This window comes from Aureimonas sp. Leaf324, assembly GCF_001423245.1.
Taxonomy (GTDB): domain Bacteria; phylum Pseudomonadota; class Alphaproteobacteria; order Rhizobiales; family Rhizobiaceae; genus Aureimonas.
The window spans coordinates 295,125-312,058 of sequence record NZ_LMOH01000012.1 but is presented as its reverse complement, the minus strand read 5'-3'; the positions used below and the strand labels follow the sequence as shown (position 1 = coordinate 312,058).

The 16,934-nt window shown below is 67.9% G+C and carries 17 protein-coding genes and 1 pseudogene; 15 read left to right on the top strand and 3 right to left on the bottom strand.

Going from position 1 to position 16,934, the window contains the following annotated elements; all coding sequences use genetic code 11:
* Positions 1–90: 90 nt before the first annotated feature.
* Positions 91–387: pseudogene (locus tag ASF65_RS22015) on the top strand (porin); the annotation flags it as partial.
* 14 nt (positions 388–401) lie between these two features.
* Positions 402–1,373, top strand: a complete 972-nt coding sequence (locus ASF65_RS21335; protein ID WP_348271176.1) for a porin — start codon at positions 402–404, stop codon at positions 1,371–1,373.
* Between the two features lie 722 nt (positions 1,374–2,095).
* Here ASF65_RS21335 and ASF65_RS09045 read toward each other — a convergent pair.
* On the bottom strand, positions 2,096–4,294 hold the full coding sequence (locus tag ASF65_RS09045) for a lytic transglycosylase domain-containing protein (protein ID WP_055888121.1): 2,199 nt from the start codon (positions 4,292–4,294) through the stop codon (positions 2,096–2,098).
* A 287-nt stretch (positions 4,295–4,581) separates the two neighbouring features.
* Between ASF65_RS09045 and dapA the strand changes: the two genes are divergently transcribed.
* The 5 genes from dapA (at position 4,582) to ASF65_RS09020 (ending at position 8,496) form a co-directional block, all read left to right on the top strand.
* Positions 4,582–5,466 carry a 4-hydroxy-tetrahydrodipicolinate synthase gene (gene dapA, locus ASF65_RS09040; RefSeq protein WP_055888119.1) on the top strand — a complete coding sequence of 295 codons (885 nt, stop codon included), beginning with the start codon at positions 4,582–4,584 and terminating at the stop codon, positions 5,464–5,466.
* Between the two features lie 81 nt (positions 5,467–5,547).
* Positions 5,548–6,027, top strand: a complete 480-nt coding sequence (gene smpB / locus ASF65_RS09035; protein WP_055888116.1) for an SsrA-binding protein SmpB — start codon at positions 5,548–5,550, stop codon at positions 6,025–6,027.
* A 67-nt stretch (positions 6,028–6,094) separates the two neighbouring features.
* Positions 6,095–6,679, top strand: a complete 585-nt coding sequence (locus tag ASF65_RS09030; RefSeq protein WP_055888114.1) for a peroxiredoxin — start codon at positions 6,095–6,097, stop codon at positions 6,677–6,679.
* A 158-nt stretch (positions 6,680–6,837) separates the two neighbouring features.
* On the top strand, positions 6,838–7,689 hold the full coding sequence (locus ASF65_RS09025; protein WP_055888112.1) for a GGDEF domain-containing protein: 852 nt from the start codon (positions 6,838–6,840) through the stop codon (positions 7,687–7,689).
* A 111-nt stretch (positions 7,690–7,800) separates the two neighbouring features.
* Positions 7,801–8,496: a CHASE3 domain-containing protein gene (locus tag ASF65_RS09020; protein WP_156369230.1), complete on the top strand. Its 696-nt coding sequence runs from the start codon at positions 7,801–7,803 to the stop codon at positions 8,494–8,496.
* On the opposite strand, the gene ASF65_RS09015 is transcribed toward ASF65_RS09020, so the two are convergent.
* Together ASF65_RS09015 and ASF65_RS09010 are read right to left on the bottom strand one after the other, a co-directional pair.
* A complete protein-coding gene (locus ASF65_RS09015) occupies positions 8,493–9,167 on the bottom strand; it encodes a uracil-DNA glycosylase (RefSeq protein ID WP_055888109.1) in 675 nt (224 codons plus the stop codon). The two genes, ASF65_RS09020 and ASF65_RS09015, sit on opposite strands and share 4 nt — an antisense overlap.
* Positions 9,164–9,760, bottom strand: coding sequence for an NYN domain-containing protein (locus ASF65_RS09010; RefSeq protein ID WP_055888107.1), 597 nt, complete (start codon positions 9,758–9,760; stop codon positions 9,164–9,166). Before ASF65_RS09010 ends, ASF65_RS09015 begins: the two co-directional genes overlap by 4 nt.
* 208 nt (positions 9,761–9,968) lie before the next feature.
* Between ASF65_RS09010 and rpoZ the strand changes: the two genes are divergently transcribed.
* The 8 genes from rpoZ to era all read left to right on the top strand — a co-directional run bounded on the left by rpoZ (position 9,969) and on the right by era (position 16,903).
* Positions 9,969–10,376 carry a DNA-directed RNA polymerase subunit omega gene (rpoZ, locus tag ASF65_RS09005; RefSeq protein WP_055888105.1) on the top strand — a complete coding sequence of 136 codons (408 nt, stop codon included), beginning with the start codon at positions 9,969–9,971 and terminating at the stop codon, positions 10,374–10,376.
* 117 nt (positions 10,377–10,493) lie between these two features.
* Positions 10,494–12,686 (top strand): bifunctional (p)ppGpp synthetase/guanosine-3',5'-bis(diphosphate) 3'-pyrophosphohydrolase, encoded by a 2,193-nt coding sequence (locus ASF65_RS09000; protein ID WP_055888102.1) that lies wholly within the window; start codon positions 10,494–10,496, stop codon positions 12,684–12,686.
* A gap of 38 nt (positions 12,687–12,724) precedes the next feature.
* On the top strand, positions 12,725–13,303 hold the full coding sequence (gene pyrE, locus ASF65_RS08995; RefSeq protein WP_055888100.1) for an orotate phosphoribosyltransferase: 579 nt from the start codon (positions 12,725–12,727) through the stop codon (positions 13,301–13,303).
* Between the two features lie 86 nt (positions 13,304–13,389).
* On the top strand, positions 13,390–13,953 hold the full coding sequence (locus ASF65_RS08990) for a DUF2062 domain-containing protein (protein WP_055888097.1): 564 nt from the start codon (positions 13,390–13,392) through the stop codon (positions 13,951–13,953).
* A complete protein-coding gene (gene acpS, locus ASF65_RS08985) occupies positions 13,950–14,354 on the top strand; it encodes a holo-ACP synthase (protein ID WP_055888095.1) in 405 nt (134 codons plus the stop codon). Before ASF65_RS08990 ends, acpS begins: the two co-directional genes overlap by 4 nt.
* A 93-nt stretch (positions 14,355–14,447) precedes the next feature.
* A complete protein-coding gene (gene lepB, locus ASF65_RS08980) occupies positions 14,448–15,182 on the top strand; it encodes a signal peptidase I (RefSeq protein ID WP_055888094.1) in 735 nt (244 codons plus the stop codon).
* A complete protein-coding gene (gene rnc, locus ASF65_RS08975; RefSeq protein WP_055889039.1) occupies positions 15,170–15,883 on the top strand; it encodes a ribonuclease III in 714 nt (237 codons plus the stop codon). Before lepB ends, rnc begins: the two co-directional genes overlap by 13 nt.
* A gap of 72 nt (positions 15,884–15,955) precedes the next feature.
* On the top strand, positions 15,956–16,903 hold the full coding sequence (gene era, locus ASF65_RS08970; protein WP_055888092.1) for a GTPase Era: 948 nt from the start codon (positions 15,956–15,958) through the stop codon (positions 16,901–16,903).
* The last annotated feature ends 31 nt before the right edge of the window (positions 16,904–16,934 follow it).

The window sequence follows — 16,934 nt, the reverse complement described above, 5'->3', positions numbered from 1 at the left end:
GCCATCGTGGCCGTCGAGCCGGAGCCGGTCGACTACGTCCGCGTTTGCGACGTCTACGGCAAGGGCTTCTACTACATCCCGGGCACCGANCGCTGCCGACGCCATCGTGGCCGTCGAGCCGGAGCCGGTCGACTACGTCCGCGTTTGCGACGTCTACGGCAAGGGCTTCTACTACATCCCGGGCACCGAGACCTGCCTTTCGGTCGGCGGTTACGTCCGCTTCCAGGTGAACGTCGCCGGTGACCCGGCCGTCAACCTCGAAGGCGACGACTACCAGCTCGCCAGCCGCGTCCGCGCCCGTCTGAACTTCGACGCCCGCGAAGAGACCGAGCTCGGCACCCTGCGCGCCTTCGCCCGTCTCCAGGCGACCAACACCTCGGGCGCCAANCGTCCGCGCCCGTCTGAACTTCGACGCCCGCGAAGAGACCGAGCTCGGCACCCTGCGCGCCTTCGCCCGTCTCCAGGCGACCAACACCTCGGGCGCCAACAACGGCGTGGCGATCGATCAGGCCTACATCCAGCTCGGCGGCCTGCTCATGGGCTACCGTGACTCGCTCTGGTCGTCGGACGTCGGCGGCATCGAGGACGGCCTCCTGACCGACACCGACCTCGTGGTCGGCGACTTCAACACCAACCAGGTGTCCTACACCTTCGCCGCCGGCGGCTTCTCGGCCACGATCGGCCTCGAGGACGACGGCACCGGCGACGTGGTTCCGGACATCCACGGCAAGCTCGTCTACTCGGGCGCCTGGGGCGGTGCTTACCTCTCGGCCGTCTACGACGAGACCTTCAACCAGGAAGACCTGGCTGGCCTCTTCGGCAACAACCTCGACTTCATCACGCTCTCGGGCAACTTCCCGACGCTCCTCCAGGACGGCAACAACGACGCCTTCGCTCTGAAGGGCGGCGTGCTCCTGAAGGACCTGATCGCGCCTGAGTCGCAGCTGAAGATCGAAGGTCACTACGCCTTCGACCCGACGGTCTACGCCGCGATCGACGGTCTGGCCACGGTCAACACCTTCGCCGCCAACAACCCGAACATCCTGAACCCGACCCCGGGCTCGCTGCCGATCGTTCTCGAGTGGGCCGCTGGCGCCGGTTACGCCCAGGCGTTCGGCAAGCTCGGCCTCGCGGTCTCCGGTCAGTACGGCGAGACCTTCGACACGCAGTTCTTCGCGCTCAGCCCGCTGGGCACGGTGGTTCCGATCAACCTGTCGGGCGAGTACTACTCGTTCGTCGGCAACGTCGGCTACCAGATCACGAACAACTTCGCGACGCTCGCCGAAGTCTCGTACAAGAACGTCGACTTCGGTGGCCCGATCGGCGACACCGATCAGGTCAACGGCTTCCTGCGCTTCCAGCGCAACTTCTAATCCGAACCCTCGGATCGGAAACGGAAAGGCCCGGCGCAAGCCGGGCCTTTCTGCGTTCTGGCCTCTTCGCGGCCGGACAGGAGTTCGGTGATGGGTCGGGCGCTGGCGCATACATGGGCCGTCAATGACGTTCGCTGCGCGGCCAGCCAGTTCGCTGCATCCGACCGGTCGCGACACCCGCGATCGTCGATGGCGGTTTGGCAATCTTCGCAGGCGATGCGGATGGACTTGGAACTCTGTCTTCCGTTTCGTCAGACCGAAGGTTCGCCCGGTGCTGGCTCGTCCATTCTCTCGGCGTTCGCTTCGATGGAGGGGCGATGGTCGCCGAAGCGATAGTCGGAGGCCGGTCACCTCGCGCGAAGGGGTCGTCGACGTTCTCCGTTCATCCAAAACTGCGCCTCAGATCCCTGGTCGGTCGATTGCCCGCTTGAGGCAATAGACGGACGGGATGCTGTCGCTGGCGGGGAGCGAGGGCGAGGCGCTCGTCCCGCTGTCGTGCACCGTTTCGATCGAACGGTCGGACGCCGGGTCGGCGCTGAGAACCCGCCCAACATCCGGCAACCGATGCTCCAGCACCGCAGCGAGGCGATCGGGCCGCAGCGTTCCTCTGTGATCCCTGAACTCGTACTCTTACGCCGACGCCGAAAGCCCCGCGAAAAATGCCCCGGCATTCTTCGGAATGCCGGGGCGTCGATCGTTCGGAGGGTGGGGTGGCTCGGCGCCTAGCTGCGCCGTCCGAGCGTCAGGTCGCGCTCGATATCGAAGCCGGCGCCGAGCCGCATCTTGTAGACCTGATAGTTCTCCATCACGCGCTGCACGTAGTTGCGCGTTTCGGTGAAGGGGATCAGTTCGACCCAGTCCACCACCTCGTCGATCGACTTGCGGCGCGGATCGCCGAAGCGGTCGATCCACTCGCGGGCGCGGCGCGGGCCGGCGTTGTAGGCCGCGAAGGTGAGGATATACGACCCGTCGAAGTTCGAGATCTGCTGGCCGAGATACTGGGTACCGAGCAGCGTGTTGAACGACACGTCGTTCTGGAGCTTGGAGTCGGAATAGGACAGGCCCGCGTTCTTGGCGAGGCTCCGCCCCGTCGCCGGCATGACCTGCAGGAGGCCGAGCGCGCCGACCGGCGATTTCGCGGTCGGGTTGAAGGCGCTTTCCTGCCGCGCGATCGCGTAGGCCAGCGCCTTGCCGGAGGCCGAGATGTTGGCGCTCGCCGGGATGACGCCGACCGGGAAGGCGAGGGCGGGCGCATCGACGCCGCGCGAATAAGCCGCCTTGCCGACGCCGAGCGCCAGGCTGTGGTCGCCGCGCTTTTCGGCCATCGACGCGAGGATCGCGAGTTCGCCGGGGCTGTTCAGCTCATCCGCCAGCGCCTTGTAGAGGCTGTCGGCGCGCCAGGCGGAGCCGATCGATTCCAGGCGCTTGATCGCCTGTACCGCCTCGCGGTTCTCGAAGCTGCGCCGCTCGCCGGCCGAGGGCGAGGGGTAGCTGATCTCGCCGGGCGAGCGCCCGAGCTTGGCGGCCGCGAGCTGGCCGTAATAGGTCGCGCCGTAGCGCGCGGCCCGGGCGTAGAGGTCGCGCGCGCTGCCGCCACCGCCGGCTTCGGCCGCCCGGCCCATCCAGTAGTAAGCGCGCGACTGCGTGAGCGGCCGGGAGGAGATCTGGCTGATGCGGGCGAAATGCTTGGCCGCCGTGGACGGATCGTTGAGATAGCGCAGCGCGTACCAGCCCGAATGGAACTCCGCCTCGACCGCTTCCGTGACGCCTTCTGCCGAATGGGCGGCGACGAGGCGATAGGCGGCCTTGCGCTCGCCCTTCTCCAGCAGCATGCGCGAGATGATGCGGCGCTCGTTCCACCAGGCGTCGCCGTCGACCAGCGAAGCGCGGTCGCGCGGCGCCTTTTCCAGAACGGCGGCGGCTTCGAGGATGCGGTCCTTCTTGCGAAGGTTCTCGGCGGCCGTGAACAGGTAGCTCGGGTCGGACTTCAAGCTGGGATGCACCGCGGCCAGAAGCTGGTCGGCATTGCCTGCGCCTTGGATCGAAGCCGCGCGCGCCTTGAACAGGGATTCGGCGCCCGCCATCGGCGCCACGCGCGACGCGTCGCCCACGCGGTCGGCATACAGCAGCTTGTCCATGCGATACTTGTGGTCGGCGCGGGTCAGGAGCGTGCCGAAGGTCGTCAGCATGCGCTGCTCGAGCGACTTGTCGAGGCGGTCGTTGCGCCAGGACTGGACGATCAGCTCCTTCGCCTTGCCGGCCTGGCCGAGCGCCAGATAGGCCTGCGCCAGCGCCATCGCGCCTTCGGGCGTCTGCGGGCGGTCGCTGGCGAAGGCCGATACGACGTCGCGCGCCGGCATCGGGTCGCGCAGGAGCGCGCGCTCGAGGTTGGCGCGGATCGTCGCCATGCCGGGCCAGCCGCGCAGCTCGATCGCGGTGTGGGCGATCTCGGCCGCCGGCACGTCGCTGGTGCCGCGCAGCGCGATCGCCCAGGACATGATGTGCCGGTCGAGCGAGCCGGGCGCCATGCCTTCGCGGATCGCGAGCGCGCGCTGGATGTCGCGGTGGGTGGCGTCGAGGCCGGTCTGCAGGTCGCCGCGCATCGGCGTGACGCTGGAGGCCCGCGCGCCCATGGCCGCGATCGAGGAGGTGAAGGCCATCGCGTCGGCGGGCGAGCCGGCGCTCGGCGCGGCCGGCGCCGGGGCGCGGCGCGCGAGCGGATTGGCGGATGGCGCGGCGGCGGGCGTGCCGAAGCGGCCGGCGTCGGGCTGCGCCTCCTTGCGGCCGAAGAGCTTCGGCATCTTCATCTCGGGAAGACCCAGCCGCGGCATCTCGAAGGAATTCACGGGGGCGGTGCCGGTGAGGAGCACCGACAGGAGGACCGGCACGATCAGGGCCTTGGCGCGGGTCGAATGGGTCATGGGGCCTCCTGCTGCAATGCTGCCACATGTGCGCGGCTGACCGTGCGCATGGTTGACCAAAGCTTGCCCGATCGCGGTGAAGAAGGCGTAAACCCTTCTCGGCCCCGATCGTGCCCTTCGCTTGTTTCGCGGTCATGGCTTCTTTATGGTGCGCCCGTCCGCGCGGACGATCGGTCACGGGGCCGGTCGCCCGGCGAGCGGCGCGGGCGGGAGACGCCCGCCGCCCGACCCGAGCACGCCCGACGTCGCTTCGGCACCATCATCCGCACGTCGACGGGAGTGACGACATGACCTTCAAGGGTTCGATGACGGCCCTGGTAACGCCGTTCGCCGAGGACGGCAGCCTCGATGAAGCCGCGTTCCGCGCCCTGGTCGAATGGCAGATCGCCGAGGGCACGCACGGCCTCGTGCCGGTCGGCACCACGGGCGAGAGCCCGACCCTGACGCATGACGAGCACAAGCGCGCGGTCGAGATCTGCGTGGAGACGGCGGCCGGCCGCGTGCCGGTCATCGCGGGCGCCGGCTCCAACAACACCGTCGAGGCGATCGACCTCGCGCGCTTCGCCGAGAAGGCGGGCGCCGACGGCATCCTCGTCGTCACGCCCTACTACAACAAGCCGACCCAGCGCGGGCTCTACGAGCACTACGCCGCGATCGCGCGCGCGGTCTCGACGCCGATTATCATCTACAACATTCCGCCGCGCTCGGTGGTCGACATGACGCCGGAGACGATGGGGCGCCTTGCGCACGACTTCTCCAACATCGTCGGCGTCAAGGACGCGACGGCCAAGCTCGATCGCGTTCCCGAGCAGCGCATCACCTGCGGCAAGGACTTCATCCAGCTGTCGGGCGAGGACGCGACCGCGCTCGGCCACATCGCCCATGGCGGGCGCGGCTGCATCTCGGTGACGGCCAACGTCGCGCCCCGCCTGTGCTCGGAGTTCCAGGAGGCGTGCCTCGCCGGCGACTTCGCCAAGGCTCTCGAGTATCAGGACCGGCTGATGCCGCTGCACAAGGCGATCTTCATGGAACCGGGCGTCTCGGGCACCAAGTATGCCCTGTCTCGGATCGGCAAGGGGCGCAACCGGGTCCGCCTGCCGCTGGTGCCGGTGGAGGCCGCCACGCAGGACGCGATCGACGCGGCGCTGCGCCATGCCGGCCTTCTGAATTGATCCGAGGGCCCCTGCGGCCCATCTAAGGGGACGGCGCCGGCTCCCGGCGCCCCCTCCACCCTACCGGGCGCCCCGATCCTCATGGCCAAGCCGCCGAAGTCCAAATCCAATATCGCCGCCGAGAACCGCAAGGCGCGCTTCAACTACGAGATCATCGACACGCTGGAGGCCGGTCTCGTGCTGACGGGGACCGAGATCAAGTCGCTGCGCCTCGGCAAGGCGATGATCGCCGAGTCTTATGCCACGGAGGAGGACGGCGAGATCTGGTTGATCAACTCCTACGTGCCGGAATACCTGCAGGCCAACCGGTTCAACCACGAGCCGAAGCGCCGGCGGAAGCTGCTCGTCCACAAGACGCAGCGCAACCGGCTGGCCGGCGCGGTGCAGCGCGACGGCATGACGCTCGTGCCGCTCAAGATCTACTTCAACGACCAGGGCCGGGCGAAGCTGGAACTCGCCGTCGCCAAGGGCAAGAACGCGCCCGACAAGCGCGAGTCGATGAAGGAGCGCGACTGGAACCGGCAGAAGCAGCGCGTGATGAAGGAAGCCGGCAGGGACTGAACATCGGCTCTTGCGCTCACGGCGGCGAGGGATAACCTTGCCTGACGATGCCGGGGAGGGCTGCGCGATGACCGATCTCAATCGTCTGCCGGAAGGCCTGGAGCCGCCGACCGACGACGGCGGCGCGTCTCATCTCGTCGGGCGCAGGCTCCCGTCGGTCGGGCTCCCTTCCACCGCGGGCGGACGCGTCGACCTCGGAGAGCTTCGGGGCCTCGTCGTCGTCTACGCCTATCCGATGACCGGGCGTCCCGGCGCGCCGCTGCCGGGTGGCTGGAACGAGATTCCGGGCGCGCGGGGCTGCACGCCGCAGGCCTGCTCGTTCCGCGACCACTGGCAGGAACTGCGCGAGCTCGGCGTATCGGCCGTCTTCGGCGTCTCCACACAGACCACCGCCTACCAGCGCGAAGCCGCCGAGCGCCTGCACCTGCCGTTCCCGCTCCTGTCGGACGCCGACCTTTCGCTGCAGGAGATGCTGGAACTGCCGACCTTCGAGGTCGACGGGGATACGCTCCTGAAGCGCCTCACGCTGATCGCCCGCGACGGCGAGATCGAGGCGGCGCTCTATCCCGTGTTCCCGCCCGACCGCAGCGCGGCCGACGTCATCGCGTGGCTGCGCAGCCACGGCGGCGCGAAGCGGCACGCGACGCATTGATCGGCTGACGCGCTGGAGCTCCGATCCTGTTGCGACGCGCCGACGGGGTCGAGAGGTCTCAAGGATCGGTTGCCGAGATCGCGAGATTTTGCGGCGACCATCCACCGGTTCCTTCACGCTCCCCGGCTACCCTGGAAGGGCAAGTCAGGGAGTGGGCCATGCCGGTCGTCGATGTGGGATTGTTAGCTGCGCCGGCCTTTTCGCTGTCGATCGAAGTCGACGGCACGTTGCGCTATGCCGGGGTGAACGGCAGTCTCTGCCAGCTGACGGGGCTCGATGCCCGTGATCTCGTCGGGCGGACCCCATCGGAATGCCTCTCCCCGGAGATCGCATCGCATGTCGAGACGCAGTATCGGCACTGCCTGAAGCTCGGCTCGATCTACGAATACGAGGAACATCTCGACCTGCCGGGCGGTGCGAAATGGTGGCGCACAGCGCTGTCGCCCATTCTCGATCCCGCCTCCGGGCACGCCATCGGGCTGTTCGGAATGGCGTCCGACATCACGGATCGCAAGCGCGACGAGCTGGAGCTTCGCAGCGTGGCGTTCAAGGATCCGTTGACCGGCATCTGCAACCGCCGCCGCTTCGACCGGGATCTCGATCTGGCGGTGTCCGGCGCGCTCGAGGCAGGCCGCGTCTTCGCCCTGGTGCTGGCGGACGTCGACCGCTTCAAACCGATCAACGACACCTATGGCCACGCGGCCGGCGACGCCGTGCTGCAGGAGCTGGCGGGTCGATTGGCGAGGGGGATCCGATCCACCGACCGTCTGGCGCGGATCGGCGGAGACGAGTTCGCCGCGATCCTCTGGGTGGACAGCGAAGAGGCGACGGGCGAGGCGGTGCAGCGCCTGCGAGGCGAGCTCGATCCGCCAATCCGGCTGCCTGGCCAGACGCTCCATGTCGGCATGAGCCTTGGCGCCGTCTTGTGGCGGCCGGGGATGACGACGGCCGGAATGCTCGCGAGTGCCGACCATGCCATGTACCGGGAGAAGCGCGCCATCGCGGCCTGAGAGATCGTTCACGGCGTCTCCCGCCCCGCGCACCCTTGCTCGATCCGCTTGCCGCCCAAAAATGGGGTGGACGAGCAAGTCGAGCGCTCGGGCGCCGCGGAGATCGGAACGATGGCCTTGCCGAGATGGGCTGAGATCAGGAAGCGGTGGCTGACGCGCGCGCTCGTCCTGCGGTCCGTGCCGGTGGGTGTCGTGATCCTGGCGGGCGTCATCGCGACGACCTGGACCCATTCGCTGCTGAACGATCACCGCGACCTCGTGGTCCACACCTACCGGGTGATCGACAACACCAAGGATCTCCTCATCGCGCTCGACGATGCCGAGACGGGCGAGCGCGGGTTCCTGATCAGCGGCGACCGCCGCTTCCTCGACCCCTACGAGAAGGCGCTGGAGCGGATGGAGCCGGTCCGCACCCAGCTGCGCCAGCTGATTTCCGACAATCCCTCGCAGATCGCGCGGACCGACCATCTCAGCCTGCTCGTCGACCGCAAGCTCGCCGAACTTGCCGAATCCGTCACGCTCTTCGAGCGGGACGGTTTCTCCGCCGCCCAGAAGCAGTCCGTCGCGATGATGGAGCGCGCGACGATGGACGAGATCCGTCGCGTGATCGGCGACATCACGGAGACGGAGAAGGCGCTTCTGGCGACACGCGACGCCTTGGTGGACCGCGACGAGAACCGGGTGCGGCTGGTCGCGATCCTCATCGCGCTCGCCTCGCTCGTGGTTCGCACCGGGGTCGAGTTCCACCTCGCGCGGGTGGAGCGCCGGAAGCGGCTGACGCTGCCGCCAGCCTCCGTCGCCCGCTAGCCGAGCCGGGCCCGCGCCGTCTCGAACACGGCCTCGAACATCGCCGGCGTGAGGACGCCAGTGTTCGTGTTATAGCGCGAGCAATGGTAGCTCGAAACGATCGTGTAGCCGCCGGCCTCGTGCTCGCCGCCATGCCGGAAGGGCGCATCCTTGAGGCGGACGCCGAGCGCCCGCAGCGTCGAATCGTGCGCGATGCGACCGAGCGTGACGAGGACGCGAAGGCGCGGCAGGGCGTCCAGCGTCGGTATCAGGAAGCGACGACAGGTGTTGATCTCGGGCCCCGTCGGCTTGTTCTCCGGTGGCACGCAGCGCACGGCATTGGTGATCGCCGCGCCGACGAGTTCGAGGCTGTCGTCCGGCCGCGCCTCGAACTCGCCCGTCGCAAAGCCATACCGCTTCAGCGTCGCGTAGAGGAGGTCGCCCGCATAGTCGCCCGTGAACGGGCGTCCCGTGCGGTTGGCGCCACGAACGCCGGGCGCGAGGCCGACGACCAGAAGCTCGACCGTGTCGGCGCCGGCGCGCGGCAGGAACGTGTCGACCGGTGCGTTGTACCAGTCCGGCTCGCGCGCCTGCCATTCGTGGCGGAAGGCGGCCAGACGCGGGCAGAGCGGGCAGTCCGCCGGCGGCGTCGCGCCGGGCAGGGGCGGGGAGTGGACGGGGGGCACGCTCATGCCTCGCCGTCGTCGCGGCGGTCGTTCTCGCACTCGGTGCGGCGCGCGAGACGGGCGTCGCGCTCGGCCTGGCTGCGGGCGATCTCGGGCTGGAGCGTGCGCAGTTCGATGAACGTGTCGGCCTGGCGTCGCAGGTCGTCGGCGATCATCGGCGGCTGTGTCGCCAGCGTCGAGACCACCGAGACCTTGCGCCCCTTGCGCTGTAGCGCTTCCACCAGCGAGCGGAAGTCGCCGTCGCCCGAGAAGATCACGAAATGGTCGACGGCCTCGGCGAGCTCCATCGCGTCCACCGCGAGCTCGATGTCCATGTTGCCCTTGATGCGGCGACGCCCGAGCTGGTCGGTGAACTCCTTGGCGGGCTTCGTCACCACGCGATAGCCGTTGTAGTCGAGCCAGTCGACCAGCGGGCGGATCGAGGAGTATTCCTGATCCTCGATCAGGGCGGTGTAGTAGTAGGCGCGCAGGAGGTTGCCGCGCCCTTGGAAGGCGACGAGCAGCTTCTTGTAGTCGATGTCGAAGGCGAGAGCACGCGAGGCGGCATAGAGATTGGCGCCGTCGATGAAGAGGGCGATCTTCTCGCGGGGTTCGAACATGGCGACCTTCGGAAGTGGGGAGCGGCAGGGGAGGCGAAGGCTCCCGCAGGGATGAAAAGAATAGGACGCGCACGGCGCGAAGGCCAGCCAGGCGAACGGTCTGCGAGGCGCGCCGTCGCGAACCGCGCGGCTGTCCCCTTGTGCTTCCAAAGTCAAGAGGCTACACGAGGCCCTTCAGCTTACTGCGTCCGTTCCCAAGGAGACAGGCATGGCCCGCGTCACCGTAGAAGATTGCGTCGACAAGGTCGAGAACCGGTTCGAGCTCGTCCTGCTCGCCAGCCATCGCGCGCGCCAGATCGCGCAGGGCCAGCCGATCACGGTGGACCGTGACAACGACAAGAACCCGGTCGTCGCCCTCCGCGAGATTGCCGACGAGACCCTCTCGCCCGACGACCTCAAGGAAGACCTGATCCACTCGCTGCAGAAGCATGTCGAGGTGGACGAGCCCGAGCCGCAGGCGCCGGTCGCCGGTGCGATCGCCGACGCGGGTTCGGAGGGCACCACGACCACGGCGGCGGACGACGACGACAACATCGCCTTCGACCGCATGTCGGAGGACGATCTCCTGTCCGGCATCGAGGGCCTGATCCCGCCCGAGAAGAACGACGATTTCTGACCCGAGAAGGGCTTCGGCCCTTCCGGTTTTGCCGCAACGCAACCTATATTGAAGGGGCGCCCGCCGATCCGGCCGGGCGCCCTTTCTTTTTTCCGCGAACGGAGCAGGCATTCGGGCATGATGCGGCAGTACGAACTCGTCGAGCGTGTCGCAGCCTACAAGCCGAACCTCGACGAGGGCCTCCTGAACCGGGCCTACGTCTACGCGATGCAGAAGCATGGTGCGCAGAAGCGCGTGAACGGCGATCCGTACTTCTCGCACCCGCTCGAAGTCGCCGCGATCCTCACCGAGCTTCACCTCGACGAAGCGACGATCGCGACCGCCCTCCTGCACGACACGATCGAGGACACGGATGCCACCCGGAAAGAGCTGGACCAGCTCTTCGGCCAGAAGATCGGGACGCTCGTCGAGGGGCTGACGAAGATCCGGCGGCTCGACCTCGTCTCGCGCAAGACCGCGCAGGCCGAGAACCTGCGCAAGCTCCTGCTGGCGATCGCCGACGACATCCGCGTCCTTCTCGTCAAGCTCGCCGACCGGCTGCACAACATGCGCACGCTTCATCACATGAAGCCGGAAAAGCGTGCCCGGATCGCCGAGGAGACGATGGAGATTTATGCGCCGCTCGCCGGGCGCATGGGCATGCACGACATGCGCGAAGAGTTGGAGACGTTGTCGTTCCAGTACCTCAACGCCGAGGCCTTCGCGACCGTCACCGAGCGACTGGCCGAGCTTCGCGAGCGGCATGCCGGCACGATCGAGCAGATCGAGGAGACGCTGACCGCACGGCTGGAAGAAAAGGGCATCGCCGCCAGCGTGTCCGGCCGCCAGAAGAAGCCCTATTCGGTCTTCAACAAGATGCAGCGCAAGGCGCTGTCGCTCGAGCAGCTGTCCGACATCTTCGGCTTTCGCGTCATCGTCGCCGACGAGGAGGACTGCTACCGCACGCTCGGCATCGTGCACCGCACGTGGCCGCTCGTGCCCGGCCGCTTCAAGGACTACATCTCGATCCCGAAGCAGAACGGCTACCGTTCGATCCACACCACGATCGTCGGACCGTCGCGCCAGCGCGTCGAGCTGCAGATCCGCACGCGATCGATGCATCACGTCAACGAGTACGGTATCGCCGCCCACGAGCTCTACAAGGACGGGCAGGTCGCGCTGTCGACCGAGTCGGAAGCCTATTCCTGGCTGCGCCGCACGATCGAGATGCTGTCCGAAGGTGACACGCCGGAGGAATTCCTCGAGAACACCAAGCTCGAACTGTTCCAGGACCAGGTCTTCTGCTTCACGCCGAAGGGCCGCCTGATCGCGCTGCCGCGCGGCGCGACGCCCATCGACTTCGCCTATGCCGTCCATACCGACGTCGGCGACACCTGCGTCGGCTGCAAGATCGATGGCCGCATCATGCCGGTGGTGACCGAACTCACCAACGGCGACGAAGTCGAGATCATCCGCTCCAAGGCCGCGACGCCGCCACCGGCCTGGGAAAGCGTCGCCGTGACCGGCAAGGCGCGCTCGGCGATCCGGCGGGCGGCGCGCCTCGCGATCCGCAAGCAGTATTGTGGGCTCGGCCAGCAGATCCTGGAGCGGACCTTCCATCGCGCGGGCAAGACCTTCACCCGCGACGGGCTGAAGCCCTATCTCGCCAAGGTCGGCTTTCGCGAACTCGACGACGCGCTCGCCGCGGTCGGGCGGGGTGAGCTGTCCTCGGCCGACGTGTTTCGCGCCGTGCATCCCGACTTTCAGGACAGCCGCGCGGCGAAGGGCGTGCTGCACGCCGAGAAGGACGGCTGGTTCAATATCCGCTCGGCGATCGGCCTCGTGTTCCGCGTGCCGGAGGAGGTGGGGGACGCGAGCCTCGTTCAGCTTCCGATCCGCGGCGCCGTCGGCGACCTGCCGGTGCGCTTCGGGCCGGACGGCGCGGTGCCGGGCGACCGGATCGTCGGCATCTTCGAGCCGGGCAAGGGGATCACGATCTACCCGATCCAGTCTCCAGCGCTGATGGACTTCGACGATTCGCCGAACCGCTGGATCGACGTGCGCTGGGACCTCGATACCGAGACGACCGCGCGTTTCCCGGCCAAGATCCGCGTCGTCGCGCTGAACGAGCCGGGAACGCTGGCCGAGATCGCCGAGACGATCGCGCTCAACGACGCCAATATCCACAACCTTTCGATGACGCAGACGGCCCCGGACCTAACGACCATGGTGCTGGATCTGGAGGTCTGGGACCTGCAGCACCTGACGCGCACGCTCAATCAGTTGCGCGCGAAGACTTGCGTGACGGATGCCATTCGTGTGAACGGCTGATCTCCGAAGGCATACCCCTGAGGCAGGAACCGTCGGACATGCAGACCGAAGACGTCATCGAGATCTTTCGCAAGGCTGGCGCCTATCTCGAGGGACACTTCATCCTGACCTCGGGACGCCGCAGCCCGGTCTTCCTGCAGAAGGCGCGGGTGTTCATGCACCCGCAATATACCGAGACGCTCTGCAAGGCGCTCGCCGAGAAGCTGCGCGCCGCGATCGACGGGCCGATCGACTTCATCGTCGGCCCGGCCGTCGGCGGGCTGATCCCGTCCTACGAGACCTCGCGCCACCTCGGCGCGCCGGCGATCTATGTCGAGCGCGAGAACGGCACGTTTCGCCTGCGCCGCTTCGAGATCCCGCGCGGGGCGCGTGTCGTGATCGTCGAGGACATCGTGACCACCGGCCTGTCGATCCGCGAGACGATCGAGTGCCTGCGGGAGCTCGGCGCCGAGGTTCTGGCGGCCGGGTGCGTCGTCGATCGGTCGGCCGGCAAGGTCGACGTCGGCGTACCGCTGGTCTCGCTCGCCCAGTACGAGGTGCCAAGCTACGCGCCGGACGAACTGCCGCCCGAGCTTGCCGCAATTGCGCCCATCAAGCCCGGTAGCCGCTCGCTCTAGCCCCGACCTCAGGCACGGGTCGGCAGGCGGGGCGACGGCCGTATCGCTCGCTCAAGGTGCCTCTCGCTTCAGGAACACCTCGCCTCATGCTGTTCAGGCGCCGCCAGCCGGAAACCCTCTCGCAGAAGCTGCGCCACGCCCTCTGGCCGCGCCGCTCGTGGCGACGCTCGCTCCTCTACATGAAGAAGCGCGTGCTGCGGCTGCGCGCGACGCCGCATGCGATCGCGGCGGGCGTCGCGGCCGGCGTCTTCGCGACGTTCACGCCGCTCCTCGGCTTCCATTTCGTCATGGCCTTCGTGATCGCCTACGTCGTTCGCGGCAGCCTGCCGGCGGCGGCGCTCGGATGCCTCATCGGCAATCCATTGACCTACCCGCTGATCTGGGGCGCGACCTACGAGGCCGGCCGCTTCCTGACGGCCGCCGAAATCCCGGACGGGCGGGCGCCCGAGAGTCTCGGCGCCGCTCTCGCGCACGGCGACATCGCCGCGATCTGGGGGCCGTATCTGAAACCCATGCTGATCGGATCGATCCCGCTCGGCCTGTTCTTCGCGCTGGTGTCCTACGCGCTGATCCTCGTCGGCGTTCGCAGCTTCCAGGCGGCGCGCGCCCACAAGGCGGGCGGCGCGCCGGCCGCGGAGCCGGCCCCATGATCGTCGGCATCGGCAGCGACCTCATCGACATCCGCCGCATCGAGAAGACGCTGGAGCGCCACGGCGCGCGGTTCACGACCCGCGTCTACACGCCGGTCGAGCAAGCGAAGTCCGACCGGCGGGCCCAGCGTGCCGCCTCCTACGCCAAGCGCTTCGCCGCCAAGGAAGCCTGCGCCAAGGCGCTCGGCACGGGCCTGTCGCAGGGCGTCTTCTGGCGCGACATGGGCGTGGTCAACCTGCCCGGCGGCAAACCGACCATGGCGCTGACGAACGGGGCCGCCGAGCGGCTCCGCTCCCTGATGCCGGCGGGGCACCGGCCGGTCATCCACGTGACGATCACCGACGACTTTCCGCTCGCCCAGGCCTTCGTCATCATCGAGGCGCTGCCGGACGAGCCTTGAGCGTCGGCAAGCCCGTTGCCCAAACGTATACAAGACATTACTAGAGCCGGGGTGCGGCCGAGGGTGCCCACGGCAACCGGGAACGAAAAGCGCATGGTCGATCGCGCCGTCAGCAAGGACAAGGGTGGCTTCGGGGAGACGGTGAAGGTCGTCGTCCAGGCGCTTCTGCTTGCGCTGGTCATCCGCACCTTCCTGTTCCAGCCGTTCTCGATTCCCTCCGGCTCGATGATGCCGACCCTCCTGATCGGGGATTACCTCTTCGTCTCGAAGTGGTCCTACGGCTTCTCGAAGTATTCCTTGCCCTTCTCGCCCGACCTCTTCGACGGTCGCATCCTGGGTTCCAGCCCGGAGCGCGGCGACATCATCGTGTTCCGCAAGCCGAACGAGGTCCAGACGGACTACATCAAGCGCCTCGTCGGCCTGCCGGGCGACCGGGTCCAGATGCGCGACGGCGTGCTCTACATCAACGGCCAGGCCGTGCCGAAGGAGCCGGACGGCTTCTTCACCAGCGAATCGGGCGCGCAGATCCCGAAGTATCGCGAGACGCTTCCGAACGGCGTGACCTACGACACGCTGGACGCCGAGCCCAACTCCGTCGGCGACAACACGCGCGAGTTCGTCGTGCCGGCCGACCACTATTTCATGATGGGCGACAATCGCGACAACTCGCTCGATAGCCGCTTCGACGTCGGCTACGTGCCGTTCGAGAACCTCGTCGGCAAGGCGCAGGTCATCTTCTTCTCGATGGAGAACGACGCCTCGCCGCTCCAGGTCTGGGAATGGCCGACCAGCCTTCGGCCGAGCCGCATCCTGACATGGCTCGGGTGAAGGGCGGCGCCGACGCCCTCGACCGGCTGGAGGCCCGGCTCGGCCTCACGTTCTCCGACCGCTCCCGTCTCCAGCGTGCGCTGACCCATTCGAGCCTCAAGCGCTCGCCGACGGACGCGAGCTACGAGCGGCTGGAGTTCCTCGGCGACCGCGTGCTCGGCCTCGTGATCGCGCAGAAGCTCTTCGAGACGCATCCCAAATCGGACGAGGGCGACCTGTCGCTGCGTCTGAACACGCTGGTCTCGGCCCAGACCTGCGCCGCGATCGCCGACGAGATCGGTCTGGCCGAGTTCATCCGCCACGGATCCGATCTGAAGCGCGCGGCGGCGGGCAAGAACCGCTCGATCCGCGCCGACGTAGTCGAATCGCTGATTGCCGCGATCTATCTCGAGCACGGGCTGGAAACGGCCCGCGCCTTCGTCCTCAAGCGGTGGGCGCCGCATCTGGAAGGGCCTCAGGTCGCACGACGCGATCCGAAGACCGAGCTTCAGGAATGGGCGCACAAGCGCGCCGGCGCGCCGCCCGTCTACGAGCTCCTCGACCGCTCGGGTCCCGACCACGAGCCCGTCTTCACGGTGCGCGCGAGCGTCGAGGGCGTCGAGCCGACCGAAGGGCGTGGCCCCTCCAAGCGTGTCGCCGAACAGCGCGCCGCGGAGGCCATTCTCCTGCGCGAAGGCGTCTGGACGGCGGAAACCACCTGACTTGCGCCCGGCCGTGTGCCGGGCGATCCTGTTTCATCGGCGCGTTTCGCGCCAAGACCTGCGAGCCATGATTTGACCGACACCGACCAGACGCCCGATGCCGAGACCCAGACGACCGAGCCGCAGGGGCCGACCCGGTCGGGCTTCGTCGCCCTGCTCGGCGCGCCGAATGCCGGCAAGTCGACGCTCGTCAACCAGCTCGTCGGCACCAAGGTCTCGATCGTCACGCACAAGGTGCAGACGACCCGCGCCCTGGTGCGCGGCATCGCGATGCGCGACCGCACGCAGATCGTCTTCGTCGACACGCCCGGCGTCTTCAACCCGAAGCGCCGGCTCGACCGCGCCATGGTGAGGACCGCCTGGGGCGGCGCCAAGGACGCCGATATCGTCCTGCCGATCATCGACGCCGATCGCGGCCTCAACGACGAGGTGCAGGCGATACTCGACCGCCTCGCCGAGGTGAAGCAGCCGAAGGTGCTGCTGCTCAACAAGGTGGACCGCATCAAGCGCGACCGCCTGCTGGGGCTGACGCAGGAGATCACCGCCAGGGCCGAGTTCGAGCGCGTCTTCATGATCTCGGCGCTGACGGGGTCCGGCTGCGACGACCTGATGAACTTCCTGGCTGCGCGCCTGCCGGAAGGGCCGTGGTACTATCCGGAGGACCAGATCTCGGATCTGCCGCTGCGCCAGCTCGCGGCCGAGATCACGCGCGAGAAGCTCTATCTGCGCCTCCACCAGGAGCTGCCCTATTCCTCGACCGTCGAGACCGAGCTCTGGGAGCAGCGGCCGGACGGCTCGGTGCGCATCGAGCAGACGATCTATGTCGAGCGCGACAGCCAGAAGGCGATCGTGCTCGGGCACAAGGGCGAGACGGTCAAGGCGATCGGCTCGGCCGCGCGCAAGGAGATCTCCGAAGCCGCCGAGCAGAAGGTGCATCTCTTCCTGTTTGTGAAGGTGCGCGAGAACTGGGGCGACGACCCCGAGCGCTATCGAGAGATGGGGCTCGACTTCCACAGCTGACCGGGCGTGCGATCCGGCGCGTCCGTGCCTA